Annotated in this window: 31 protein-coding genes; 29 read left to right on the plus strand and 2 right to left on the minus strand. The window is 64.5% G+C overall.

Features of this window, described 5'->3' with window-relative positions:
* The first annotated feature begins 1 nt into the window (after window position 1).
* The 27 genes from rplC (at window position 2) to QP552_RS04090 (ending at window position 14675) form a co-directional block, all read left to right on the plus strand.
* Window positions 2-652, plus strand: coding sequence for a 50S ribosomal protein L3 (rplC, locus tag QP552_RS03960; protein WP_004145336.1), 651 nt, complete (start codon window positions 2-4; stop codon window positions 650-652).
* Between the two features lie 12 nt (window positions 653-664).
* Window positions 665-1270: a 50S ribosomal protein L4 gene (rplD, locus tag QP552_RS03965; RefSeq protein WP_049432779.1), complete on the plus strand. Its 606-nt coding sequence runs from the start codon at window positions 665-667 to the stop codon at window positions 1268-1270.
* Complete coding sequence (gene rplW, locus QP552_RS03970; RefSeq protein WP_004145338.1) at window positions 1267-1566, plus strand: 50S ribosomal protein L23; 300 nt, start codon at window positions 1267-1269, stop codon at window positions 1564-1566. Before rplD ends, rplW begins: the two co-directional genes overlap by 4 nt.
* A 10-nt stretch (window positions 1567-1576) precedes the next feature.
* Window positions 1577-2404: a 50S ribosomal protein L2 gene (rplB, locus tag QP552_RS03975; protein ID WP_004145339.1), complete on the plus strand. Its 828-nt coding sequence runs from the start codon at window positions 1577-1579 to the stop codon at window positions 2402-2404.
* 6 nt (window positions 2405-2410) lie between these two features.
* Window positions 2411-2680 carry a 30S ribosomal protein S19 gene (rpsS, locus tag QP552_RS03980; protein WP_004154485.1) on the plus strand — a complete coding sequence of 90 codons (270 nt, stop codon included), beginning with the start codon at window positions 2411-2413 and terminating at the stop codon, window positions 2678-2680.
* A 12-nt stretch (window positions 2681-2692) separates the two neighbouring features.
* Window positions 2693-3028, plus strand: a complete 336-nt coding sequence (rplV, locus tag QP552_RS03985) for a 50S ribosomal protein L22 (protein ID WP_004145348.1) — start codon at window positions 2693-2695, stop codon at window positions 3026-3028.
* Between the two features lie 18 nt (window positions 3029-3046).
* Window positions 3047-3781, plus strand: a complete 735-nt coding sequence (gene rpsC / locus QP552_RS03990) for a 30S ribosomal protein S3 (protein WP_004145350.1) — start codon at window positions 3047-3049, stop codon at window positions 3779-3781.
* Between the two features lie 5 nt (window positions 3782-3786).
* Window positions 3787-4200 carry a 50S ribosomal protein L16 gene (rplP, locus tag QP552_RS03995; RefSeq protein WP_004154486.1) on the plus strand — a complete coding sequence of 138 codons (414 nt, stop codon included), beginning with the start codon at window positions 3787-3789 and terminating at the stop codon, window positions 4198-4200.
* Window positions 4200-4385, plus strand: coding sequence for a 50S ribosomal protein L29 (rpmC, locus tag QP552_RS04000; RefSeq protein WP_004154487.1), 186 nt, complete (start codon window positions 4200-4202; stop codon window positions 4383-4385). Before rplP ends, rpmC begins: the two co-directional genes overlap by 1 nt.
* A gap of 11 nt (window positions 4386-4396) precedes the next feature.
* Window positions 4397-4666 (plus strand): 30S ribosomal protein S17, encoded by a 270-nt coding sequence (gene rpsQ, locus QP552_RS04005; protein ID WP_004154489.1) that lies wholly within the window; start codon window positions 4397-4399, stop codon window positions 4664-4666.
* 12 nt (window positions 4667-4678) lie between these two features.
* Window positions 4679-5047: a 50S ribosomal protein L14 gene (gene rplN, locus QP552_RS04010; protein WP_004145357.1), complete on the plus strand. Its 369-nt coding sequence runs from the start codon at window positions 4679-4681 to the stop codon at window positions 5045-5047.
* Between the two features lie 16 nt (window positions 5048-5063).
* Entirely contained in the window at window positions 5064-5381 is a 318-nt protein-coding gene (gene rplX / locus QP552_RS04015) for a 50S ribosomal protein L24 (RefSeq protein ID WP_004154490.1), read from the plus strand.
* Between the two features lie 11 nt (window positions 5382-5392).
* Window positions 5393-5935, plus strand: coding sequence for a 50S ribosomal protein L5 (gene rplE / locus QP552_RS04020; protein ID WP_004154491.1), 543 nt, complete (start codon window positions 5393-5395; stop codon window positions 5933-5935).
* A gap of 18 nt (window positions 5936-5953) precedes the next feature.
* Window positions 5954-6259 carry a 30S ribosomal protein S14 gene (gene rpsN, locus QP552_RS04025; protein ID WP_005408209.1) on the plus strand — a complete coding sequence of 102 codons (306 nt, stop codon included), beginning with the start codon at window positions 5954-5956 and terminating at the stop codon, window positions 6257-6259.
* A gap of 258 nt (window positions 6260-6517) precedes the next feature.
* The gene (gene rpsH, locus QP552_RS04030) at window positions 6518-6916 is read left to right on the plus strand and encodes a 30S ribosomal protein S8 (RefSeq protein WP_005408210.1); all 399 of its coding nucleotides are present in this window, start codon (window positions 6518-6520) and stop codon (window positions 6914-6916) included.
* Window positions 6917-6934: 18 nt separating this feature from the next.
* Complete coding sequence (gene rplF, locus QP552_RS04035) at window positions 6935-7459, plus strand: 50S ribosomal protein L6 (protein WP_099551229.1); 525 nt, start codon at window positions 6935-6937, stop codon at window positions 7457-7459.
* Window positions 7460-7491: 32 nt separating this feature from the next.
* Window positions 7492-7845 carry a 50S ribosomal protein L18 gene (gene rplR, locus QP552_RS04040; protein ID WP_005408212.1) on the plus strand — a complete coding sequence of 118 codons (354 nt, stop codon included), beginning with the start codon at window positions 7492-7494 and terminating at the stop codon, window positions 7843-7845.
* Window positions 7846-8006: 161 nt separating this feature from the next.
* Entirely contained in the window at window positions 8007-8549 is a 543-nt protein-coding gene (gene rpsE, locus QP552_RS04045) for a 30S ribosomal protein S5 (RefSeq protein ID WP_004145411.1), read from the plus strand.
* Complete coding sequence (gene rpmD / locus QP552_RS04050; protein WP_004154497.1) at window positions 8542-8733, plus strand: 50S ribosomal protein L30; 192 nt, start codon at window positions 8542-8544, stop codon at window positions 8731-8733. The genes rpsE and rpmD overlap by 8 nt, the downstream gene beginning before the upstream one ends.
* 6 nt (window positions 8734-8739) lie before the next feature.
* Window positions 8740-9183 carry a 50S ribosomal protein L15 gene (gene rplO, locus QP552_RS04055; RefSeq protein WP_004154498.1) on the plus strand — a complete coding sequence of 148 codons (444 nt, stop codon included), beginning with the start codon at window positions 8740-8742 and terminating at the stop codon, window positions 9181-9183.
* Window positions 9184-9190: 7 nt separating this feature from the next.
* Window positions 9191-10558: a preprotein translocase subunit SecY gene (secY, locus tag QP552_RS04060; RefSeq protein ID WP_004154499.1), complete on the plus strand. Its 1368-nt coding sequence runs from the start codon at window positions 9191-9193 to the stop codon at window positions 10556-10558.
* Between the two features lie 347 nt (window positions 10559-10905).
* Window positions 10906-11262 (plus strand): 30S ribosomal protein S13, encoded by a 357-nt coding sequence (gene rpsM, locus QP552_RS04065; RefSeq protein WP_004154500.1) that lies wholly within the window; start codon window positions 10906-10908, stop codon window positions 11260-11262.
* Between the two features lie 11 nt (window positions 11263-11273).
* Window positions 11274-11663, plus strand: a complete 390-nt coding sequence (gene rpsK, locus QP552_RS04070) for a 30S ribosomal protein S11 (RefSeq protein ID WP_004145443.1) — start codon at window positions 11274-11276, stop codon at window positions 11661-11663.
* Between the two features lie 15 nt (window positions 11664-11678).
* Window positions 11679-12308 carry a 30S ribosomal protein S4 gene (gene rpsD, locus QP552_RS04075; protein ID WP_004145446.1) on the plus strand — a complete coding sequence of 210 codons (630 nt, stop codon included), beginning with the start codon at window positions 11679-11681 and terminating at the stop codon, window positions 12306-12308.
* Between the two features lie 55 nt (window positions 12309-12363).
* Window positions 12364-13362, plus strand: coding sequence for a DNA-directed RNA polymerase subunit alpha (rpoA, locus tag QP552_RS04080; RefSeq protein WP_004145453.1), 999 nt, complete (start codon window positions 12364-12366; stop codon window positions 13360-13362).
* A gap of 191 nt (window positions 13363-13553) precedes the next feature.
* A complete protein-coding gene (gene rplQ, locus QP552_RS04085; protein ID WP_005408217.1) occupies window positions 13554-13937 on the plus strand; it encodes a 50S ribosomal protein L17 in 384 nt (127 codons plus the stop codon).
* 231 nt (window positions 13938-14168) lie between these two features.
* On the plus strand, window positions 14169-14675 hold the full coding sequence (locus tag QP552_RS04090; protein WP_049432774.1) for a disulfide bond formation protein B: 507 nt from the start codon (window positions 14169-14171) through the stop codon (window positions 14673-14675).
* A gap of 55 nt (window positions 14676-14730) precedes the next feature.
* Here QP552_RS04090 and QP552_RS04095 read toward each other — a convergent pair whose 3' ends face one another.
* Window positions 14731-16869, minus strand: coding sequence for a TonB-dependent receptor (locus QP552_RS04095; RefSeq protein WP_286075060.1), 2139 nt, complete (start codon window positions 16867-16869; stop codon window positions 14731-14733).
* A gap of 221 nt (window positions 16870-17090) precedes the next feature.
* On the opposite strand from QP552_RS04095, the gene QP552_RS04100 reads away from it, so the two are divergent.
* Window positions 17091-18482 (plus strand): 3-deoxy-7-phosphoheptulonate synthase class II, encoded by a 1392-nt coding sequence (locus QP552_RS04100; RefSeq protein WP_049421673.1) that lies wholly within the window; start codon window positions 17091-17093, stop codon window positions 18480-18482.
* Window positions 18483-19154: 672 nt separating this feature from the next.
* Window positions 19155-20342 (plus strand): mechanosensitive ion channel family protein, encoded by a 1188-nt coding sequence (locus QP552_RS04105; protein ID WP_343125818.1) that lies wholly within the window; start codon window positions 19155-19157, stop codon window positions 20340-20342.
* Between the two features lie 77 nt (window positions 20343-20419).
* On the opposite strand, the gene QP552_RS04110 is transcribed toward QP552_RS04105, so the two are convergent.
* Window positions 20420-22042 carry an amidase gene (locus tag QP552_RS04110; RefSeq protein WP_111111799.1) on the minus strand — a complete coding sequence of 541 codons (1623 nt, stop codon included), beginning with the start codon at window positions 22040-22042 and terminating at the stop codon, window positions 20420-20422.
* Window positions 22043-22081 lie beyond the last annotated feature (39 nt).

The raw sequence follows: 22081 nt of genomic DNA on the forward strand, positions 1-22081 counted from the left end.
CATGACGAAGAAGTATTCGTTGGGCTTCGTGGGCCGCAAGGCTGGCATGAGCCGCGTGTTCACTGAAGATGGCCGCTCCATCCCGGTGACCCTGATCGAAGCAACCCCGAACCGCATCGCGCAGATCAAGACCGTCGAAACCGACGGCTACAGCGCCGTGCAGGTGACCGTCGGCGCGCGTCGCGCTGCCCTGGTCAACAAGCCGGAAGCCGGCCACTTCGCCAAGGCGAAGGTGGAAGCGGGTCGTGGCCTGTGGGAATTCCGCGTTGAAGACGCGCAGCTCGGCGATTTCGCCGTTGGCGGCGAAGTCAAGGCGGACATCTTCGAAGTCGGCCAGATCGTCGACGTCCAGGGTGTCACCAAGGGTAAGGGCTTCCAGGGCACCATCAAGCGCCACAACTTCCGTATGGGCGATGCAACCCACGGTAACTCGCTGTCGCATCGCGCGCCGGGTTCGCTGGGCCAGCGCCAGACCCCGGGTCGCGTTTTCCCGGGCAAGAAGATGTCGGGCCACATGGGCGCGGTGCAGCAGAGCACCCAGAACCTGGAAGTGGTCAAGGTCGACGTCGAGCGCGGTCTGATCGCGGTTCGCGGCGCCGTTCCGGGCGCGGCGGGTGGCGATGTGATCGTCCGTCCGGCGAGCAAGGCATAAGGAGAGATGACGATGGAACTCGTTATCACGGGTAGCAACAACAAGGTCTCGGTCTCCGAAGCCGTGTTCGGTCGCGATTTCAGCGAAGATCTGGTCCACCAGGTCGTCGTTGCTTACCGCAACGCCGGTCGCGCCGGCACCAAGGCACAGAAGACTCGCTCTGAAGTGGCTGGTACCACCAAGAAGTCGAAGAAGCAGAAGGGCGGCGGCGCGCGTCATGGCGCACTGACGGCTCCGATCTTCGTCGGCGGCGGTGTCACCTTCGCGGCCAAGCCGCGCAGCTTCGAGCAGAAGGTCAATCGCAAGCAGTACCGTGCCGCCATGTGCGCGATCCTGTCCGAGCTGAACCGTCAGGGCCGTCTGACCATCGTGGAGTCCTTCGACGTCGAAGTGACCAACACGAAGGGTCTGATCGCCAAGCTGGCCGGCCTGGAAGTGGGCAAGCGCCCGCTGATCGTCACCGAAGAAGCGTCCGAGCACCTGTACCTGTCCGCCCGCAATCTGCCGTACGTGCAGGTGCGTGACGTCCAGGGTCTGGATCCGGTCTCGCTGGTGGGTGCCGACACGGTCGTCATCACCGCTGACGCGGTCAAGAAGGTCGAGGAGTGGCTGGCATGAACAGCAACGAAAAAATCTTCAGCGTGCTGCGTGCCCCGCGTGTCTCCGAAAAGACCGCGCGCCTGCAGGAACTCTCCAACCAGTATGTCTTCGAAGTTTCGAACGAAGCCACCAAGGCCGATGTAAAGGCCGCGGTTGAGCAGCTGTTCGACGTCAAGGTCGAAGCCGTCAACGTGGTCAACGTCAAGGGCAAGAACAAGTCCTTCCGTAACCGTGCTGGCCGCCGCGGCGATTGGCGCAAGGCGTACGTTCGCCTGGCCGATGGCCAGTCGATCGATGTAACGGCCAAGGCCTGAGGTACATCCCATGCCATTGATGAAATTCAAGCCCACTTCCCCCGGCCGCCGTTCGGCCGTGCGCGTGGTCACTCCCGACCTGCACAAGGGTGCTCCGCACGCCGCGCTGGTCGAGTCGCAGAGCCGCTCGGGTGGTCGTAACCACCATGGCCGCATCACCGTGCGTCACGTCGGTGGTGGTGCCAAGCAGCACTACCGCATCATCGACTTCAAGCGCAACAAGCTGGGCATCCCGGCGCGCGTGGAACGCATCGAGTACGATCCGAACCGCACCGCCCACATCGCTCTGCTGTGCTACGTCGACGGTGAGCGTCGCTACATCATCGCCCCGAAGGGCCTGAAGGCTGGTGATCAGGTGATCGCTGGTTCGGATGCCCCGATCAAGGCTGGCAACACCCTGCCGCTGCGCAACATCCCGGTCGGCACCACCATCCACTGCATCGAACTGAAGCCGGGCAAGGGCGCTCAGATCGCTCGCGCCGCTGGTGCGGCCGTGCAGCTGGTGGCTCGCGAAGGCATCTACGCCACCCTGCGCCTGCGCTCGGGTGAAATGCGCAAGGTTCCGGTCGAGTGCTGCGCCACCATCGGCGAAGTCGGCAACGACGAGCACAGCCTGGAAAAGCTGGGCAAGGCCGGTGCCAAGCGTTGGCGCGGCGTCCGCCCGACCGTTCGTGGTGCTGCCATGAACCCGGTTGACCACCCGCACGGTGGTGGTGAGGCCAAGGCCGGCCAGGGTAACCCGCATCCGGTCACCCCGTGGGGTGTCCCGACCAAGGGTTACAAGACGCGCCATAACAAGCGCACTCAGCAGTTCATCGTCCGCGATCGTAGGGGCTAATCGACCATGGCACGTTCACTCAAGAAGGGCCCGTTCGTCGATCACCACCTCGTCAAGAAGGTGGAGGCCGCTGCGGGCAGCAAGAAGCCGATCAAGACCTGGTCGCGCCGTTCGATGATCCTGCCTGACATGGTAGGCGTCACCATTGCCGTGCATAACGGCAAGAACCACATCCCGGTTCTCGTCAACGAGAACATGGTCGGCCACAAGCTCGGCGAATTTGCCATCACCCGGACCTTCAAGGGTCACGGTGGTGACAAGAAGTCGGGCAAGTAAGGAGAGATGACAATGGAAGCGAAAGCCATCCTGCGCACTGCGCGCATCTCCCCGCAGAAGGCTCGTCTGGTCGCTGACCAGGTGCGCGGTCTGCCGGCCGAGCGTGCGGTCAACCTGCTGAAGTTCTCGGACAAGAAGGCTGCCCACCTGATCAAGAAGGTGGTGGAGTCGGCTATTGCAAATGCCGAGAACAACCAGGGCGCCGACGTCGACGAGCTGAAGGTTCAGACCATCATGGTTGATGAAGGTCCGACCCTGAAGCGTTTCATGGCGCGGGCGAAAGGCCGCGGTACCCGCATCCTCAAGCGCACCAGCCACATCACTGTGGTTGTGGGCGCCGCCAAGTAAGCGGATAAGGAAAAGACCATGGGTCATAAAGTTCATCCGATTGGTATCCGCCTCGGCATTTCCAAGGACTGGAACTCCAAGTGGTACGCCAACAAGGCCGAGTTCGCTGGTTACCTGGCAGCCGACCTGAAAGTGCGCGAAATGCTGCGCAAGAAGCTGGCTCAGGCCGGCATCAGCAAGATCCTGATCGAGCGTCCGGCCAAGACCGCTCGCGTGACGATCCACACCGCCCGTCCGGGCGTGGTGATCGGCAAGCGCGGTGAGGACATCGAGAAGCTGCGCAAGGAAGTGAGCGAGATGATGGGCGTCCCGGCGCACATCAACGTCACCGAAGTGCGCAAGCCGGAACTGGACGCGCAGCTCGTTGCCGAGTCGATCGCCCAGCAGCTGGAGCGTCGCATCATGTTCCGCCGTGCAATGAAGCGCTCGGTCGGCAATGCGATGCGCCTGGGTGCCCTGGGCATCAAGGTCAACGTCGGTGGCCGCCTCAACGGTGCAGAAATCGCCCGTTCGGAGTGGTACCGCGAAGGCCGCGTGCCGCTGCACACCCTGCGTGCCGACATCGACTATGGCTTCGCTGAAGCCAAGACGACCTACGGCATCATCGGCATCAAGGTCTGGATCTACAAGGGCGAGGTCTTCGATTTCTCCCAGGTTGGCCAGGAAAAGCAGGACGACACCCCGTCGCGCAACGATCGTCACGATCGCGGCGACCGCGGTGACCGTCAGCGCCCGGCCCGTGAAGCGAGGTAACGACAATGTTGCAACCCAAGCGAACCAAGTACCGCAAGGTACACAAGGGCCGTAACGATGGCCTGAGCTGGAGCGCCAACGCTGTCAGCTTCGGCGAATACGGCCTGAAGGCAACCGCACACGGTCAGCTGACCGCGCGCCAGATCGAAGCGGCCCGCCGCTCGATCAGCCGCTACGTCAAGCGCGGCGGCAAGATGTGGATCCGCGTGTTCCCCGACAAGCCCATCACCAAGAAGCCCATCGAAGTCCGAATGGGTTCTGGTAAGGGCAACGTGGAATACTGGGTGGCCCAGATCCAGCCCGGCCGCATGATCTATGAAATCGAGGGTGTTTCCGAGGAAGTGGCTCGCGAGGCGTTCCGCCTGGCCGCCGCCAAGCTCTCGGTCACCACCACTTTCGTGACCCGTACGGTGCGCTGATGGATATCAAAACTCTCCGTGAAAAGTCGGCTGACGAACTCAAGGCCCACCTGATCGACCTGCGTAAGGAACAGTTCTCTGTCCGTATGCAGCAGGTCACCGGCCAGCTGCCGAAGACCCACGACATTCGCCGGGTCCGTCGCGAGATTGCTCGCGTCAAGACCCTGCTCGGCAGCACGAAGTAAGGATGGCCGCTATGAGCGACAATACTGAAAAGAAGACGCTGCGCACGGTCGAAGGCCGTGTCGTCAGCAACAAGATGGACAAGACGGTTACCGTCCTGGTTGAGCGTCAGGTCAAGCACGCGCTGTACGGCAAGTACATCAAGCGCTCGACCAAGCTGCACGCCCACGATGCCGACAACGCCTGCAAGGAAGGCGATGTCGTCCGCGTGACCGAGATTGCTCCGATGTCCAAGACCAAGAACTGGCGCGTGGTGGAAGTCATCACGCGTGCGGCTGAATAAGGAGTCTGAATCATGATCCAGATGCAGAGCTACCTTGACGTCGCGGACAATTCGGGTGCCAAGCAGGTGATGTGCTTCAAGGTGCTGGGTGGTTCCAAGCGCCGTTACGCCGGCATCGGCGACATCATCAAGGTCACCGTGAAGGATGCGATTCCGCGCGGCAAGGTCAAGAAGGGTGAAGTGTATGACGCCGTCGTGGTGCGTACCCGCAAGGGTGTGCGTCGCGCCGACGGCTCGCTGATCCGCTTCGACGGCAACGCTGCCGTTCTGCTGAACAGCAAGCAGGAGCCGATCGGTACCCGTATTTTCGGGCCGGTGACTCGTGAACTTCGTTCGGAGAAGTTCATGAAGATCGTCTCGCTCGCTCCCGAAGTGCTGTGAGCGACAGGAGATAATCATGGCTAACCGTATCAAGAAGGGCGACCAGGTTGTCGTCAACGCTGGCAAGGACAAGGGCAAGCAGGGCGAAGTCGTCCGCGTCGACGGCGACCGTGTGGTCGTCGCCAACGTGAACATCGTCAAGCGCCACACCAAGCCGAACCCGCAGGCAGGTGTTGCCGGCGGCGTGGTCGAGCGCGAAGCTTCGATCCATATCTCCAACGTGAATGTCCTGAACCCGGCTTCGGGCAAGGGCGAACGCGTTGGCTTCAAGGTGCTGGAGGATGGACGCAAACTGCGTGTGTTCCGCTCCAGCGGTGAGGCGCTCGACGCCTGAGGAATGAGAAGATGAGTTCCCGTCTCGAAAAGTTCTACAAGGACGAAGTGGTGCCGGCGCTGATGAAGCAGTTCGGCTACACCAATCCGATGGAAGTGCCGAAGCTGGTCAAGGTCACCCTGAACATGGGTGTCGGCGAAGCGGCCACCAACAAGAAGATCCTGGAAAACGCCGTCGGCGACATGACCAAGATTTCCGGCCAGAAGCCGGTTGTCACCAAGTCGCGTGTGTCGGTTGCGTCGTTCAAGATCCGCGATGGTTGGCCGATCGGCTGCAAGACCACGCTGCGTCGCCACAAGATGTACGAGTTCCTGGATCGCCTGATCAACATCTCGCTGCCGCGCGTGCGCGACTTCCGTGGTGTTTCCGGTCGTTCCTTCGACGGCCGCGGCAACTTCAACATGGGTGTGAAGGAGCAGATCATCTTCCCGGAAATCGACTTCGACGCCGTCGACGCGATCCGCGGTATGGATATCGCCATCACCACCACTGCGAAGACCGACGCGGAAGCGAAGGCGCTGCTGGCAGCGTTCAAGTTCCCGTTCCGTAACTGATCTGTCGAGGAAACCGAAATGGCAAAGACCTCCATGGTCAACCGCGACATCAAGCGGGAAAAGCTGGCAAAGAAGTACGCTGAAAAGCGTGCGGCTCTGAAGAAGATCGTGTCCTCCGTGGACGCGACCTACGAAGAGAAGATCGACGCCGCAACCAAGCTGGCCAAGCTGCCGCGCGATTCGTCGCCGAGCCGCCAGCGCAACCGTTGCGAGCTGTCGGGTCGTCCGCGTGGCGTCTACAGCAAGTTCGGCCTCGGCCGTAACAAGCTGCGTGAAGCCACCATGCGCGGCGACGTCCCGGGTCTGCGCAAGGCCAGCTGGTAATCCCAGCCGGCCCTGCGATCAGGAGCCCCTCCGGGGGTTCCTGAACCGGGCAGGGGAGGCATTCAGCCTTCCCGACGCAAAAAAACCGAAGAGCCCGGCGCAAGCCGGGCTCTTTTGGCGTATACTCCCGCGTCTTGCCCTGTGCAAACGGGGTTGTAGGAGTGGGCTTCCGGCCCGCTGCATCAAGGGACCTGGCCCGTTTCCAGGAGACAACAGATTTTCGCGAAAGCGGATATCGGTGCACTCAAAGGTACTCATATGAGCATGACTGATCCCATCGCCGACCTGCTGGTCCGCATCAAGAATGCGGCCGCGGTTGGCAAGCAGACGGTGAAAGCCCCGTCGTCCAAGATCAAGGTTGCGATCGCCCAGGTCCTGAAGGACGAGGGTTACATCACCGACCTGCGCGTGACCCAGCTGGAAAACAACAAGTCCGAGCTGGAAATCGTGCTGAAGTATTTCGAAGGCAAGCCGGTCATCGCGACCCTGAAGCGCTTCTCGCGTTCGGGCCTGCGCCAGTACCGCGGCAAGAGCGAGCTGCCGAAGGTCATGAACGGCCTGGGTATCTCCATCATTTCCACCTCCAAGGGCATCATGACTGATGCGCAGGCGCGCCAGCTGGGCGTCGGCGGCGAAGTCCTGTGCTTCGTGGCCTAAGGCGAAAGGAGTAGAACTATGTCCCGCGTAGCCAAGAAGCCGATCGACCTGGGTAAGGTTGAACTGAACGTCCAGTCGGACAGCGTCACCGCCAAGGGCCCGAAGGGTACCCTGTCGCTGGCCAAGCCGGCCGGTATTGCCATCAACGTCGACAACGGCGTTGCCACCCTGAGCACCGAGAACGCCGACCTGGTCGCACTGACCGGTACCGTGCGTGCGATCCTGTCCAACATGGTCAAGGGCGTGTCCGAAGGCTTCGAGCGCAAGCTGGAGCTGGTCGGCGTGGGTTACCGCGCTGCCATGCAGGGCAAGGACCTGAGCCTGTCCCTGGGCTTCTCGCACCCGGTCGTGTTCGTGGCGCCGGAAGGCATCACCATCACCACCCCGACCCAGACCGAGATCCTGGTCCAGGGCGCTGACAAGCAGGTCGTCGGTGAAGTTGCCGCCAAGATCCGTGCGTTCCGCAAGCCGGAGCCGTACAAGGGCAAGGGCGTGAAGTACTCCGACGAAGTCATCATCCGTAAGGAAGCCAAGAAGGCCTAATTAGGCGCTTCCGCTTTCAAAGGAAAAACATCATGAACAAGAACATCGCCCGCCTGCGTCGCGCCAAGTCGACCCGCGCCCACATCCGTGAGCTCGGCGTCGCCCGCCTGTCGGTGCTGCGCACCGGCCAGCACCTGTACGCCCAGGTCTTCACCGCCGACGGTTCCAAGGTGCTGGCTGCCGCCAACACCACCCAGACCGACGTCATGGAAGGCCTGAAGAACGGCAAGAACGCCGACGCCGCTGCCAAGGTCGGCCGCATCGTCGCTGAGCGCGCCAAGGCCGCCGGCGTCGAGAAGGTTGCCTTCGATCGTTCGGGCTACCGCTACCACGGCCGCATCAAGGCCCTGGCAGAAGCCGCCCGCGAAGCCGGCCTGCAGTTCTAAGGGATAAGGGCAGGGGACCAGTGGTCTCCTGCCCGCCTGCTCGCCAGCCTGAGTGAGGCTGGACGGCGCCGCTCTTCTGCAGTGGCCCACCGGAACGACGCGACATTCCACAACCATAAGCGGCCCCGAGCCGTACATACCCAAACTACCAAGGAATCAAAATGGCAGAAGAGCGTCAGCAGCGGGGTCGCGATCGCGACCGTAACCGCGAAGAGAAAGTCGACGACGGCATGATCGAAAAGCTGGTCGCGGTCAACCGCGTCAGCAAGACCGTCAAGGGTGGCCGCCAGTTCACCTTCACCGCCCTGACCGTGGTCGGCGACGGCGAAGGCAAGGTCGGTTTTGGCTATGGCAAGGCCCGCGAAGTGCCGGTCGCCATCCAGAAGTCGATGGAACAGGCCCGCAAGAACCTGGTCAGCGTTGACCTGAACAACGGCACCCTGTGGCACACCATCAAGGATGGTCACGGCGCAGCCCGCGTGTTCATGCAGCCGGCTTCCGAAGGTACCGGCGTCATCGCCGGCGGTGCCATGCGCGCCGTGCTGGAAGCGGTTGGCGTGAAGAACGTGCTGGCCAAGGCCACCGGTTCGCGCAACCCGATCAACCTGGTGCGTGCCACCGTGAAGGGCCTGTCTGCTGCGCAGTCGCCGGCCCGCATCGCGGCCAAGCGCGGCAAGAAGGTGGAGGAACTCAACCATGGCTAATGAGTCCAACAAGACTGTGAAGGTGCGCCTGGTGCGCGGCCTGCGTGGTACCCAGTCGCGTCACCGCCTGTCGGTGCGTGCCCTGGGCCTGAACAAGCTCAACGATGTGCGTGAACTGAAGGACAGCCCGCAGGTTCGCGGTCTGATCAACACCGTTCACTACCTCGTCAAGGTTGAGGAGTAATCGATCATGACTCTGCGTCTCAATGAACTGAGCCCGGCACCGGGCGCCCGCACCGAGCGCACCCGCGTCGGTCGCGGTATCGGCTCGGGCCTGGGCAAGACTGCCGGCCGCGGCCACAAGGGTTCGTTCGCCCGTAAGGGTGGCGGCAAGATCAAGGCTGGCTTCGAAGGCGGCCAGACCCCCATGCAGCGTCGTCTGCCGAAGATCGGCTTCCGTTCGCCGATCGCCAAGGACACCGCTGAAGTGCTGCTGTACGCGCTGGACAAGCTGCCGGCCGGTGAGATCGACTTCGCCGCCCTGCGTGCTGCCAAGCTGGTCCCGAGCACCGCAAAGAAGGCCAAGGTTGTCGTCAAGGGCGAAGTGACCAAGGCGTTCACCCTGAAGGGTATTGCTGCCACGGCTGGTGCCAAGGCCGCGATCGAAGCTGCCGGCGGCAGCGTAACGGAGTAAGAAAATCATGGCGCAAGCTGGCATCGGTAACCTCGCGGGCGGAATGGGCAAGTTCACTGAACTTCGCCAACGTTTGCTGTTCGTCGTCGGGGCTTTGATCGTCTATCGCATCGGCTGCTACGTGCCGGTGCCGGGCGTCAATCCCGATGCCATGCTTGCCATGATGCAACAGCAGGGCGGCGGCATCGTGGACATGTTCAACATGTTCTCGGGCGGCGCCCTGCACCGTTTCAGCATCTTTGCGCTGAACGTGATGCCGTACATCTCGGCATCGATCGTGATGCAGCTGGCCGTGCACATCTTCCCCGCCCTGAAGGCGATGCAGAAGGAAGGTGAGTCCGGCCGTCGCAAGATCACCCAGTATTCGCGCATCGGCGCCGTGCTGCTGGCAGTGGTGCAGGGCGGCTCGATCGCGCTGGCCCTGCAGGGCCAGGTCTCGCCGTCGGGCGCTCCGGTCGTGTACGCACCGGGCATGGGCTTCGTGCTCACCGCCGTGGTCGCGCTGACCGCCGGCACCATGTTCCTGATGTGGGTCGGTGAGCAGGTCACCGAGCGCGGCATCGGCAACGGCGTGTCGCTGATCATCTTCGCCGGTATCGTCGCCGGCCTGCCGGGTGCGGTCATCCACACCTTCGACGCCTACCGCGACGGCAACATCCAGTTCATCCAGCTGCTGCTGATCGCCATCGTCGTGCTCGCCTTCACCTTCTTCGTGGTGTTCGTCGAGCGTGGCCAGCGCCGGATCACGGTCAACTACGCGCGCCGCCAGGGCGGTCGCAACGCGTACATGAACCAGACCTCGTTCCTGCCGCTGAAGCTCAACATGGCCGGCGTCATCCCGGCGATCTTCGCCTCGAGCCTGCTGGCCTTCCCCGCCACCCTGGCCATGTGGTCCGGCCAGGCCGCCAACCAGAGCAGCTTCGGCCAGATCCTGCAGAAGGTCGCCAATGCGCTGGGCCCGGGCGAGCCGCTGCACATGATCGTGTTCGCCGCGCTGATCACCGGTTTCGCGTTCTTCTATACCGCGCTGGTGTTCAACTCGCAGGAAACCGCCGACAACCTGAAGAAGTCGGGCGCGCTGATTCCGGGCATCCGTCCGGGCAAGGCCACCGCCGACTACATCGACGGTGTGCTGACCCGCCTGACCGCAGCGGGTTCGGCCTACCTGGTGATCGTCTGCCTGCTGCCGGAACTGATGCGCACGCAGCTGAACGCCTCGTTCTACTTCGGCGGTACTTCGCTGCTGATCGTGGTGGTGGTGGTGATGGACTTCATCGCCCAGGTGCAGGCGCACCTGATGTCCCACCAGTACGAGAGCCTGCTGAAGAAGGCCAACCTGAAGGGCGGCAACCGCGGCGGTTTTGCCCGCGGCTGATTGGCCTGTTATACTTTCGTCTTCCTGACGTGATGGTCCCTCCGCTTCGCGGACTCCGGCCACACAAACGAAGGGCGGCCCCCGCAGCGGTTCCGGGTGGGGGTGTGATGAGGTGGTCCCGCGCTGGAGTAGCGCGGGCGGCCCCGGGGGAAACCCCAGGTCCAACCCCATCCGGCGCCGGAGCCTGGGCACACTCCCCAGGCCGGGTTCATGAAACCAATGGTTTCACGGGCTTCCATGTAAACCGGAACCTTGTTAGTATCGCTAGTTCACTTTTTTGATCCATCCTGCCGGATTGGCGTGCCCGAGGCGCGCTGTCGGCCATCACTCAGCTGGAGAACCGCGTCATGGCGCGTATTGCAGGCGTCAACCTGCCAGCCCAGAAGCACGTCTGGGTCGGGTTGCAAAGCATTTACGGCATCGGCCGTACCCGTTCGAAGAAGGTCTGCGAAGTCGCAGGCGTTGCTTCGACTACCAAGATCCGCGATCTGTCGGAGCCGGAAATCGAGCGCCTGCGCGCCGAAGTCGGCAAGTACATCGTGGAAGGCGATCTGCGCCGTGAAATCGGCATCGCGATCAAGCGCCTGATGGACCTGGGCTGCTACCGCGGCCTGCGTCACCGTCGTGGCCTCCCGCTGCGTGGCCAGCGCACCCGTACCAACGCCCGCACCCGCAAGGGTCCGCGCAAGGCGATCAAGAAGTAAGGGACTGAGAAATGGCTAAGCCCGCTGCTAAGACCAAGAAGAAGATCAAGCGCGTCGTCACCGACGGCGTTGCCCACGTCCACGCTTCGTTCAACAACACCATCGTCACCATCACCGACCGCCAGGGCAACGCTCTGTCGTGGGCGACCTCCGGTGGCGCTGGCTTCCGCGGTTCGCGCAAGTCGACCCCGTTCGCTGCCCAGGTGGCTGCTGAAAAGGCCGGTCGTGCTGCGCTGGACTACGGCGTGAAGTCGCTGGAAGTCCGCATCAAGGGCCCGGGTCCGGGCCGTGAGTCGGCCGTGCGTTCGTTGAACAACGTCGGCTACAAGATCACCAACATCATCGACGTGACGCCTATCCCGCACAACGGGTGCCGTCCGCCGAAGAAGCGTCGCGTCTAAAGGGAGCGATAAGAAATGGCTCGTTATATCGGTCCTACCTGTAAGCTCGCCCGTCGCGAAGGCGCCGACCTGTCCCTGAAGAGCCCGGCGCGTGCGCTGGACTCGAAGTGCAAGCTGGAGCAGAAGCCCGGCCAGCACGGCGCCACTGCCCGCAAGGGCAAGCTGTCCGACTACGCCACCCAGCTGCGTGAAAAGCAGAAGGTCAAGCGTATCTACGGCCTGCTGGAGCGTCAGTTCCGCAACTACTACAAGAAGGCCTCGACCAAGAAGGGCAACACCGGCGAGAACCTGCTGCAGCTGCTGGAAACCCGCCTGGACAACGTCGTCTACCGCATGGGCTTCGCCGTGACCCGTCCGGCTGCCCGTCAGCTGGTGTCGCACCGCGGCGTCACCGTGAATGGCAAGTCGGTCAACCTGGCTTCGTACCAGGTCAAGGCTGGCGACGCCATCGCCCTGTCTGAAAAGGCTGCCAAGCAGCTGCGCGTCCAGGAAGCCCTGACCGTCGCCGCCCAGCATGACCTGAGCCCGTCGTGGGTTGAAGTGGATTCCGGCAAGTTCACCGGCATCTTCAAGGCTGTTCCGGATCGTTCGGATCTGCCTGCGGACATCAACGAAGCGCTGATCGTCGAGCTGTATTCGAAGTAATTCACATTGGAGAGCCCCCGGCGACGGCCGGGGGTTCACTAGGAGAACCCGCAACATGACGGTTACCGCCAACCAGGTTCTGCGTCCTCGCGGTCCGCAGATCGAACGCCTTACCGACACCCGTGCAAAGGTCGTTATCGAACCTTTGGAGCGGGGTTACGGGCATACGCTGGGTAATGCCCTGCGTCGCGTGCTGCTGTCGTCCATCCCGGGCTTCGCCATCACGGAAGTCGAAATCGACGGCGTGTTGCATGAGTACACCACGGTCGAAGGTCTGCAGGAGGACGTGCTCGAAGTCCTGCTGAACCTCAAGGACGTGGCCATCCGTATGCACTCCGGCGACAGCGCCACCCTGTCCCTGTCCAAGCAGGGCCCGGGCGTTGTCACCGCTGCCGACATCAAGGTCGACCACAATGTGGAGATCCTGAACGGCGACCATGTCATCTGCCACCTGACCAAGGACACGGCAGTCAACATGCGTCTGAAGATCGAACGTGGTTTCGGCTACCAGCCGGCTGCCGCGCGTCGTCGTCCGGACGAAGAAACCCGTGCCATCGGCCGCCTGGTCCTGGATGCCTCGTTCTCGCCGGTCCGCCGCGTCGCCTATGCCGTGGAAGCGGCCCGCGTCGAACAGCGTACCGACCTGGACAAGCTGGTCATCGATATCGAGACCAACGGCACCATCGATGCCGAGGAAGCCGTGCGCACCGCCGCCGACATCCTCAGCGACCAGCTGTCGGTGTTCGGTGACTTCACCCACCGCGACCGCGGTGCGGCGAAGCCGGCCAACAACGGCGTGGATCCGGTGCTGCTGCGCCCGATCGACGATCTGGAGCTGACCGTGCGTTCGGCCAACTGCCTGAAGGCTGAAAGCATCTACTACATCGGCGATCTGATCCAGAAGACCGAAGTGGAGCTGCTGAAGACCCCGAACCTGGGCAAGAAGTCGCTCACCGAGATCAAGGAAGTGCTGGCTCAGCGCGGCCTGTCGCTCGGCATGAAGCTGGAGAACTGGCCGCCGGCCGGCGTCGCCAGCCACGGCATGCTGGGCTGATATCGGTAATGCCTGGAGGCTCCACCGGCAACGGTGGAGCCTTCAACGCAACACAACATGCCACGACGAACCCCAGGTTCGCGCGGCAGGTCGTCCAGGACGGGCGGCCAGGACCATCCGCAGTCCGCGCAGCAACGCCAGGATGGCGACAACGATCCGCACAGCCTCATCATTAACCAAGGAATATCACCATGCGTCACCAGAAGTCTGGCCGTAAGTTCAGCCGCACCAGCGCCCACCGCGAAGCGATGTTCAAGAACATGGCTGCCTCGCTGTTCAAGCACGAGCTGATCAAGACCACCCTGCCGAAGGCCAAGGAACTGCGCCGCGTTGCCGAGCCGCTGATCACCCTGGCCAAGGTCGACTCCGTCGCCAACCGCCGTCTGGCCTTCGCCCGCCTGCGCGACAACGAAGCCGTGGGCAACCTGTTCACCATCCTGGGCCCGCGCTACGCGAACCGTCCGGGCGGCTACCTGCGCCTGCTGAAGTGCGGCTTCCGCGCCGGCGACAACGCGCCGATGGCCTACGTCGAACTGGTCGACCGTCCGGTCGTGGCCGAGGAAGTGGCCGAGTAATCGGACCGCTCCAACGCGACACAGCGAAAGCCCGGCCTCCGCCGGGCTTTTGCGTTCTGGTAGCGCCGTGCCATGCCCGGCGTTTCCGTATCCGCTACGCTCGCCGGGCATGGCCCGGCGCTACCTGCGGCACGATCCGACCCACACCGTTCCGACAGGCGTGGCGTGTGGCGGTTCAGACGGCGCGCACTCTCGGTTACGCTTGGCGCCTGATCCATTCGAGCGTTGACGATGAATCCACTGCGCTGGCCCTTCCGCGCCCAGTTCTTCCTGGGCTTCCTGATCTGCGCGGGCCTGCTTGGCTACGCCATCTTCCTGCAGCTGAAGATGGGCCTGGAGCCGTGTCCGTTGTGCATCTTCCAGCGCCTGGCGTTCGCCGCGCTGGGCCTGCTGTTCCTGATCGGTGCACTGCATGGTCCGTCCAACCGCCCGGGACGCGCGACCTATGGCGTGCTGGCCTTCATTGCCGCGGCAGTAGGTGTCGGCATCGCCGCGCGCCACGTCTACGTGCAGATGCTGCCGCCGGAAATGGGTTCCACCTGTGGCCCGCCGCTGGCCTTCCTGAGTGAGACCATGGGGCCGCTGGAAGTGTTCCGCACGGTGCTGACCGGTACCGGCAACTGCGGCAACATCGACTGGACGTTCCTGGGCCTGACCATGCCGATGTGGTCGGGCGTGTGGTTCGTGCTGCTGGCGCTGTGGGCGCTGGTGGTGTCGCTGCGCAAGGTCAGGCGCTGAAGGCAGGACGGGGTCGGATCCCTTTGCATCGCAAAGGGATCCGACCCCTGTCTGATCAGAAATCCTGCTGCAGGCTCAGGTAGGCACCGCGGCGTGGTCCCCACTGCGGGGCGAACACACCCACGCCGCCACCGTCGCGCAGCTGGTAGCTGCGGTCCAGCGCGTTGATCACCGCCAGCTGCACATGCAGCGGATGCCCGCTGTCGGCGTTGAAGTCATGCCCGGCGCTGAGGTTCACCTGCAGGTACGACGGCAGCTCGCCGCCGTTGGGCACGCCCTCGATGTCAGAACGCAGGCCGCTGCCGAACACGTAGTTGGCGCCGATCCGGTTGTGCCCGGCGAAGGCGTAGCTGAGGCCACCCGATGACGTCAGCTTCTGGTCGTGGTCGAGGTGGATCCAGTGATCGGCCACATAGGCCAGGGCATCCGGATCGAGGTTGTACTGGCTGGTGATGACCTGGGTGCCGATCGCCTTGTTGTAGGCCGCGTTGAAGTAGGCGCTGAACGGGCCGTTGCTGTAGTCGGCGCTGAACTCCAGGCCGCGGATGTGGCCACGGCGATAGTTGAAGGTCGAGTAGATGTAGGCGGCGCCGAACTGGCCTTCATCCTGCAGGCGCGCGACGCGCCGATCGTAGGCATCCAGGCCGAGCGTCAGGTGCTCGCCCAGTTGCTGTGAGACGCCGATGTCGTAGTAGTCGCTGCGCTCGGCCAGCGGTGTGTTGTTGCCGCCACTGGGTTGCTGGTTGGTGGTGCCGTCGTACAGCGCAATGTCGCTGCTGGCAATCAACTCGCTGGCCGGTGGCGTGAAGTAGCGCGAATAGCCAGCGTGCACGGTGGTGCTGTCGCTGGCATTCCAGACCACGCCCACGCGCGGGCTGAGTTGGCCCTCGCTGCGGCCGAAGGCCCTGTAGCGGTCGCCGCGCAGGCCGTAGTTCACGGTCCAGTCCTCGCCGATCTTCCACTCGTCCTGCACGTACAGTGCCAGCGTGCTGGCGTGGAACGCGCTGCGATCGGCAATCAGCAGCGGCGTGGTGCTGGACTGCTGGCCGTTGTCGTCAACCGGGAACACCCAGCTGTTGCTGCTGGCCCGCGCGTTCTCGTAGTTGCCGTACAGGCCATAGCGCAGCCTGTGGTCGTTGCCCAGCGGCGTGGAAAAATCGGCCTGCAGGGTGTTGGCGCGATTGCTGCGCTGCACCTGCGAGGCGACACCACTGAACACCAGGTCACCGATGACATCGGGATTGAAGCCGACATCGCTGTAACGCTGCCCGGCCGAGAGCTGATAGGCGGTGCTGCCCAGCGTGCCCTGCAGCACCAGCATGCCGAAACGGGTGGTCTCGCGCTGGGTTTCATCCAGCTGGCTGGAATCGAAGGTGGTGGTATCGAGATAGCCGAACTGCGGCGCCTGGCCCGGATTGACCGGAATCTGGAAGCGGTTGTTGGCGAAGCCGGCAAACACGCTCAGGCGGGTGTTCTCGTTGACCAGGTAGGTCAGGTCGGCGAATGCCTTGCCCTGGTGCGTATCGTCGTGCAACGGCTTGCGCGTGTTGGTGGGGTTCTCCAGGCCGACGTCGTTCTGGTCGTAGTTGCCGGTCAGGAACCAGCTCCAGCGTCCCTGGTTGCCCCACCAGGAGGCATTCGGATTGACCTTGCCGAACGAGCCGGTGGTCAGCCCCGCGCTGCCGCCATTGCCCAGCTCGGCACCGTTGCGGGTGGTGATGTCGACCACCGCCGCTGTGCGTTCGCCGAACTGCGCCGGCAGCGCGCCGTCCATCAGGCGGATGCTCTTGATGGTGCGCGCATCCAGGGTCTGGCCGAAGCCGGAGATCGACTCGGGCAGCAGCACGCCGTTGATGCGGTACTGCAGGTTGGCGTGGTCGCCGCGCACGTGCACGCCGCCATAGGAATCCTGGACCACGCCCGGGGCCTGCAGCAGCACCTGGCTGAGCGGCGCGGAGGCACCCAGCGGCTGTTTCTGGATGTCCTCGGCGGTGATCTGGTACTGGCTGCTGCCGATGTCCGGCGACAGCGTGTTGCGGGCCTGGTCGAGCTGGGCGTGGACGGTGACCGCGTCCAGGTCCTTGACGGACGAAGAGGTGTCGTCGGCTGCCGAGGCGAAGGCGGGCATGCTGGCCAGGGCCAGGGCCAGGGCCAGGGCGAAGGTGATGCCGGTAGCGAGGGGCGAGGGCTTCATGGTGGGAGAGGTGGCGGCTGGATGTGGAAGGGGCCGGTCCATGACATGGAAGTGTTACTCCGTAACAAAGCATGCGCCTGTCCCGGGCGGCTGACCATGCAGGATCTGGCCACTGGCGTCGGCCTTTCCCTGCCGTTCAGGCGGGCAGGCCAGCCGGACCGGCCCTTTGCGTCAGCGGCTGGCTCTGCGACCATGACCGCCCCCCATCCCGGAAGTCTGCAATGAGCCTGTCCGCCGTTCCGCCCGTCCCCGATCCCGCCGCAGCCGCCACCGGCGCCGCCTGGTCGCCGGAGAGCTGGCGTGGCAAGACCGCGCTGCAGATGCCGACCTATCCCGACCCGGTGGCGCTGGACGCGGCCCTGCACGAGCTGAAGCGGCTGCCGCCGCTGGTCACCTCATGGGAGATCCTGGCGCTGAAGCAGCAGCTGGCCGAGGCCCAGGAAGGCAAGCGCTTTCTGCTGCAGGGTGGTGACTGCGCCGAGAATTTCAGCGACTGCGAATCGGGCACCATCTCGAACCGGCTGAAGGTGCTGCTGCAGATGAGCCTGGTGCTGGTGCACGGCCTGCGCCAGCCGGTGATCCGCGTTGGCCGCTTCGCCGGCCAGTACGCCAAGCCGCGTTCGGCCGACACCGAGACCCGCGACGGCGTGACCCTGCCCAGCTACCGCGGCGATGTGATCAACGCGCCGGCCTTCACCGAAGCGGCACGCCTGCCGGACCCGAAGCGGATGCTGCAGGCCCACGCGCATTCGGCGATGACGATGAACTTCGTGCGTGCGCTGATCGACGGTGGTTTCGCCGACCTGCACCACCCCGAGTACTGGAACCTGGAGTGGGTGCGGCATTCGCCGCTGGCCGCCGAGTACCAGAAGATGGTGGCCTCGATTGGCGATGCAGTGCACTTCATGGAGACCCTGGCCGGGGCCCGCGTGCACAACCTCAACCGCATCGATTTCTACACCTCGCATGAAGCACTGCTGCTGCCCTACGAGCAGGCGCTGACCCGTCAGGTGCCGCGCCAGCAGGGTTGGTTGAACCTGAGCACGCATTACCCGTGGATCGGCATGCGCACCGCCGCGCTCGATGGCGCGCACGTGGAGTACCTGCGTGGCGTGCGCAATCCGATTGCGATCAAGGTGGGCCCGTCGGTGACACCGGACCAGTTGCTGCGCCTGATCGACGTGCTCAATCCGCATGACGAACCGGGCCGCCTGAGCTTCATCCACCGCATGGGCGCCGCGCAGATTGCCGAGAAGCTGCCGCCGTTGCTGGACGCGGTCAAGCGCGATGGTCGTCGCGTGCTGTGGGTATGCGATGCGATGCATGGCAATACCGAGAGCACGGCCAATGGGTTCAAGACGCGTCGCTTCGACAACGTGCGTGGCGAAGTGGAGATGTCGTTCGACCTGCATGCGGCCGCAGGCACGCGCCTGGGTGGCGTGCACCTGGAACTGACCGGCGAGGACGTGACCGAATGCACCGGTGGTGCGCGCGAACTGACCGAACGTGACCTGGAACGCGCGTATCGTTCGACGGTGGATCCGCGGTTGAATTACGAGCAGTCGCTGGAGATCGCGATGGCGATCGTGCGCAAGCAGGAGCAGGTGCGGTAAGGGTTTTTCGGCAGGGCTTGCAGCCCTGCACCTGCTGCAATCAACGGCAACGGCAACGGCAACGGCAACGGCAAAAGCCGAAGCGGCATTCCGTGGGATGGCGGGGCGGTGTGGGTGGTCAGGACACGCCGTAAACCCATCCTTGGGGGCTCGATGGCGCCATCCATGGCGCCAACGGTCCTGCCCACCCACACCGCCCCGCTTCTGACAGATCCCTGCGGCTGTTGGTAGGTGTCGACCTTGGTCGACACGGTAGATCCACGCCATGCGTGGATGCATTTGGATTCCAATTCGAAATATTCGATTCCGATGGAGATTCATCCACGCATGGCGTGGATCTACTGCAGATCGCGGAGATCTGTCGAAGGCGGGGTGGGTCCGGTTGCGGGAGTGTCCGCGGCATGGATGCCGCGGCCAAGCCCCCAAGGGTGAGGGCGCTTTGCTTGCGAAGCACTGCTTCGCAAGCGCCCGAACGCACAGCCGCCAGCGGCTGGGCCGGACCGCGGAGCGGGGTTTACGGCGTCTCCCGCAACCGGACCCACCCCGCCATCCCACAGGAAACCCGCTTCTGCTTCGGCTGTTGCTGTTGCTTCGGTTCGCAGCAGGTGCAGGGCTGCAAGCCCTGCCCACCAACACCCTTCTTACGAACGGCTGACGTGACGCTCATGCGCCATGCGCGAGGCTGTCCGCTTGGCTGTTCGAGTGGAGGTAGCAACGGTGCACTGGCAAAGCGCACAGGCCTACGCATGGCCGTTGGGATTGGCAGCAGTAGTGGGCGGCATCGGTGCGTGGCTGATCCTGTGGATCTACCATCGATTGAAGGGGCGTGACCGCCGGCGCGCGCGCATCGGACGCGTGCTTGGCCTGCCGATGGCGACCGCGTGGCCCTTGCTGCTGTTGATCCCCGCGCTGCAGGCCACGCCGCTGCAGGATCCTGTGCTGGGCAATCTGCAGCATGTGCTGCACATCGCGCTGACCGCCTGCTTCATCTGGTTGCTGGTGCGCGCGGTGGCGGCGGGTGAGCGCGCGATCCTGCGCAGCCATCCCATCGATGTCTCCGACAACCTGGAGGCACGCCGCATCCAGACCCAGACGCGGGTGCTCAGTCGCGTGCTGATGGGCGGCATCATCGTGCTCGGCGCCTCGCTGGTGCTGTTGACCTTTCCGATGGTGCAGAAGATCGGCACGGCGCTGCTGGCGTCGGCGGGCCTGATCGGCCTGGTGGCCGGTATCGCGGCCAAGCCGGTGTTCGGCAACCTCATCGCCGGCCTGCAGATTGCGCTGACGCAGCCGATCCGGCTTGATGACGTGGTGATCGTCGAAGGCGAGTGGGGCCGCATCGAGGAGATCGGCAGCAGCTATGTAGTGGTGCGGATCTGGGATGAGCGGCGGATGGTGGTGCCGCTGACCTGGTTCATCGAGAACCCGTTCCAGAACTGGACGCGGCGCAGTGCAGATCTGCTCGGCACGGCGTTTCTGTGGCTGGACTACCGGGCGCCGATCGCGGCGATCCGCGCCGAGCTGGAGCGCATCTGTCGTGGCGAAGCGCTGTGGGATGGCCGGGTCTGCGTGACCCAGGTGACCGAGACCAGCGAGCGTGCGATCCAGGTACGCCTGCTGGTCAGCGCGCGCAGTTCCGGTGATGCCTTCGACCTGCGCTGCCTGGTGCGCGAACGCATGCTCGATTTCCTTGCGCGTGAGCATCCGCAGGCGCTGCCGCAGGTACGTGCACGCGTGCAGCACGATGACGAGCTGGACATGCCGCGTGCGCCACGTGCGCGTACTGCGGATGTGCGGTCGCCGGGTGCTGAAGATGGCGAGGCCGCGATCGTGCCGATGGAGCCGGAACCCGGACGGTAACGCCGGGCCATGCCCGGCGAGCGCAGCGGCGTCGCTCTATCCGCCGGGCATGGCCCGGCGCTACCTGGGGGGGCGGATCAAGGCTCGCCGGCGTCGATCAGCGCATCGGTATCGAAGTGCGGCGGCCGCCGGGCACGGGTGCGCTGCTCGTAGGCGTAGGCCATCTCGATCAGCTTCGGCTCACTCCAGGCGGTGCCCATGAACAGCAGGCCGACCGGCAGGCCGTCGATCTGGCCCATCGGCACGGTCAGGCTGGGATAACCGGCCACGGCAGCGGCACTGTAGCTCTCGCCGGGGAAGTCGTCGCCTTCGCTGCGGATCGCCCATGCGACGCCGGTGGTCGGCGCCACCAGCGCATCGAGTTGATGGGCGGCGAGGGCGGCATCGATGCCTTCCGGGCCGGCCAACCGGCGCGCATCGCTGCGCGCGCGGATGTAGGCAGGGTCTGCCAGGCCGGCGGTGGCGTCGGCCTCCACCAGCAGTTCCTGGCCGAACAGGCCCAGTTCCTGCTTGCTGTGCGCCTGGTTGAAGGCGATCAGTTCGGCCAGGCTGCGCAGTGGGGCGCGATGGGTGCTGAAGTAGCGCTCCAGGCCCGCCTTGAATTCGTACAACAGCAGCGTGCGCTCGGCCTCGGCCCAGGCGCCCTGGTTGGGCAGTTCGACGGGTACCACGACGGCACCGGCGCGACGCAGCTCGGTCGCTGCCTGATCGATCAGCGGCGGCATGCCGCGGTACTTCAGCAACGGCGTCTGCAGCAGGCCGATGCGTTTGCCGCGCAGGCCCTGCGGGTCCAGGCGCGCGGTGTAGTCGTAGACCGCACGGCCGGGCATGGTCGCGGTGGCGGGATCGGCGTCATCGCGGCCGGCGATCGCGGTCAGCACGGCAGCAGCATCGGCGACGCTGCGTGTCATCGGTCCGGCGGTGTCCTGGCTGAAGGAGATCGGCACGATGCCATCGCGGCTGACCAGCCCGACCGTCGGCTTCAGGCCGACCACGCCGTTGATCGCGGCCGGGCAGACGATGCTGCCGTCGGTTTCGGTGCCGATCGCCACGCTGGCCAGGTTGGCGGCCACGGCCACCGCGCTGCCACTACTGGAACCGCACGGTGAATGGCTGATGCGGTAGGGGTTGCGGGTCTGGCCGCCGCGCGCGCTCCAGCCGGAGATGGAGTCATTGCCGCGGAAGTTGGCCCACTCGCTGAGGTTGGTCTTGCCCAGCACCACGGCGCCGGCGTCGCGCAGCCGGCGCACCAGGTAGGCGTCGTCCGGGCGGAAGCCCTGCAGCGCCAGCGAGCCGGCACTGGTGGCCATCGGTGCGGCGTTGATGTTGTCCTTCAGCAGCAGGGGGATGCCATGCAGCGGACCGCGCAGGCGTCCTTCGCGGCGCTCGCGGTCGCGTGCGGCGGCTTCCTTCAGGGCATCGGGGTTGAGCTCGATCACCGCGCGCAGGCGTGGCCCGGTGCGGTCGAGGCTGGCGATGCGCTGCAGGTAGGCCTGGGTCAGGGTGGTGCTGTCCAGCTCACCGGCGGTCATCCGCGCCTGCAGGTCGGCGACATCGGTTTCGGCGTACGGGAACGGCACGTTGCGGCTCGCAGGTTCGGCCGCATGCGCGCTGGGCGTGGCCGGGCTGCAGCCAGCCGAAAGCAGCGCAGGCAGCGCGGCGAGCAGGCAGGTCAGCAGAGGCGGCAAGGACGGGCGCATGGGGCGGCTTGGTCGGCTCCAACCCCCAGTGTAGCCGGT

The sequence above is a fragment of the Stenotrophomonas sp. 59 genome (assembly GCF_030291095.1).
GTDB classification, from domain to species: Bacteria; Pseudomonadota; Gammaproteobacteria; order Xanthomonadales; family Xanthomonadaceae; genus Stenotrophomonas; species Stenotrophomonas maltophilia_Q.

What these genes read in the sequence shown, in the direction of transcription:
- rplX (WP_004154490.1), top strand. Translation starts at nt 5,064, where the DNA reads ATGGCTAACCGTATCAAGAAGGGCGACCAGGTTGTCGTCAACGCTGGC.
- rpmC (WP_004154487.1), top strand. Translation starts at nt 4,200, where the DNA reads ATGGATATCAAAACTCTCCGTGAAAAGTCGGCTGACGAACTCAAGGCC.
- QP552_RS04105 (WP_343125818.1), top strand. Translation starts at nt 19,155, where the DNA reads ATGCGCGAGGCTGTCCGCTTGGCTGTTCGAGTGGAGGTAGCAACGGTG.
- rpsD (WP_004145446.1), top strand. Translation starts at nt 11,679, where the DNA reads ATGGCTCGTTATATCGGTCCTACCTGTAAGCTCGCCCGTCGCGAAGGC.
- rpsK (WP_004145443.1), top strand. Translation starts at nt 11,274, where the DNA reads ATGGCTAAGCCCGCTGCTAAGACCAAGAAGAAGATCAAGCGCGTCGTC.
- rplV (WP_004145348.1), top strand. Translation starts at nt 2,693, where the DNA reads ATGGAAGCGAAAGCCATCCTGCGCACTGCGCGCATCTCCCCGCAGAAG.
- rplP (WP_004154486.1), top strand. Translation starts at nt 3,787, where the DNA reads ATGTTGCAACCCAAGCGAACCAAGTACCGCAAGGTACACAAGGGCCGT.
- rplF (WP_099551229.1), top strand. Translation starts at nt 6,935, where the DNA reads ATGTCCCGCGTAGCCAAGAAGCCGATCGACCTGGGTAAGGTTGAACTG.
- rplO (WP_004154498.1), top strand. Translation starts at nt 8,740, where the DNA reads ATGACTCTGCGTCTCAATGAACTGAGCCCGGCACCGGGCGCCCGCACC.
- rplC (WP_004145336.1), top strand. Translation starts at nt 2, where the DNA reads ATGACGAAGAAGTATTCGTTGGGCTTCGTGGGCCGCAAGGCTGGCATG.
- rpsH (WP_005408210.1), top strand. Translation starts at nt 6,518, where the DNA reads ATGAGCATGACTGATCCCATCGCCGACCTGCTGGTCCGCATCAAGAAT.
- rplR (WP_005408212.1), top strand. Translation starts at nt 7,492, where the DNA reads ATGAACAAGAACATCGCCCGCCTGCGTCGCGCCAAGTCGACCCGCGCC.
- rpmD (WP_004154497.1), top strand. Translation starts at nt 8,542, where the DNA reads ATGGCTAATGAGTCCAACAAGACTGTGAAGGTGCGCCTGGTGCGCGGC.
- rpsC (WP_004145350.1), top strand. Translation starts at nt 3,047, where the DNA reads ATGGGTCATAAAGTTCATCCGATTGGTATCCGCCTCGGCATTTCCAAG.
- rplN (WP_004145357.1), top strand. Translation starts at nt 4,679, where the DNA reads ATGATCCAGATGCAGAGCTACCTTGACGTCGCGGACAATTCGGGTGCC.
- QP552_RS04090 (WP_049432774.1), top strand. Translation starts at nt 14,169, where the DNA reads ATGAATCCACTGCGCTGGCCCTTCCGCGCCCAGTTCTTCCTGGGCTTC.
- rpsQ (WP_004154489.1), top strand. Translation starts at nt 4,397, where the DNA reads ATGAGCGACAATACTGAAAAGAAGACGCTGCGCACGGTCGAAGGCCGT.
- rplQ (WP_005408217.1), top strand. Translation starts at nt 13,554, where the DNA reads ATGCGTCACCAGAAGTCTGGCCGTAAGTTCAGCCGCACCAGCGCCCAC.
- rpsN (WP_005408209.1), top strand. Translation starts at nt 5,954, where the DNA reads ATGGCAAAGACCTCCATGGTCAACCGCGACATCAAGCGGGAAAAGCTG.
- rpsM (WP_004154500.1), top strand. Translation starts at nt 10,906, where the DNA reads ATGGCGCGTATTGCAGGCGTCAACCTGCCAGCCCAGAAGCACGTCTGG.
- rpsE (WP_004145411.1), top strand. Translation starts at nt 8,007, where the DNA reads ATGGCAGAAGAGCGTCAGCAGCGGGGTCGCGATCGCGACCGTAACCGC.
- rpoA (WP_004145453.1), top strand. Translation starts at nt 12,364, where the DNA reads ATGACGGTTACCGCCAACCAGGTTCTGCGTCCTCGCGGTCCGCAGATC.
- QP552_RS04100 (WP_049421673.1), top strand. Translation starts at nt 17,091, where the DNA reads ATGAGCCTGTCCGCCGTTCCGCCCGTCCCCGATCCCGCCGCAGCCGCC.
- QP552_RS04095 (WP_286075060.1), bottom strand. Translation starts at nt 16,869, where the DNA reads ATGAAGCCCTCGCCCCTCGCTACCGGCATCACCTTCGCCCTGGCCCTG.
- rpsS (WP_004154485.1), top strand. Translation starts at nt 2,411, where the DNA reads ATGGCACGTTCACTCAAGAAGGGCCCGTTCGTCGATCACCACCTCGTC.
- rplB (WP_004145339.1), top strand. Translation starts at nt 1,577, where the DNA reads ATGCCATTGATGAAATTCAAGCCCACTTCCCCCGGCCGCCGTTCGGCC.
- QP552_RS04110 (WP_111111799.1), bottom strand. Translation starts at nt 22,042, where the DNA reads ATGCGCCCGTCCTTGCCGCCTCTGCTGACCTGCCTGCTCGCCGCGCTG.
- rplW (WP_004145338.1), top strand. Translation starts at nt 1,267, where the DNA reads ATGAACAGCAACGAAAAAATCTTCAGCGTGCTGCGTGCCCCGCGTGTC.
- rplD (WP_049432779.1), top strand. Translation starts at nt 665, where the DNA reads ATGGAACTCGTTATCACGGGTAGCAACAACAAGGTCTCGGTCTCCGAA.
- secY (WP_004154499.1), top strand. Translation starts at nt 9,191, where the DNA reads ATGGCGCAAGCTGGCATCGGTAACCTCGCGGGCGGAATGGGCAAGTTC.
- rplE (WP_004154491.1), top strand. Translation starts at nt 5,393, where the DNA reads ATGAGTTCCCGTCTCGAAAAGTTCTACAAGGACGAAGTGGTGCCGGCG.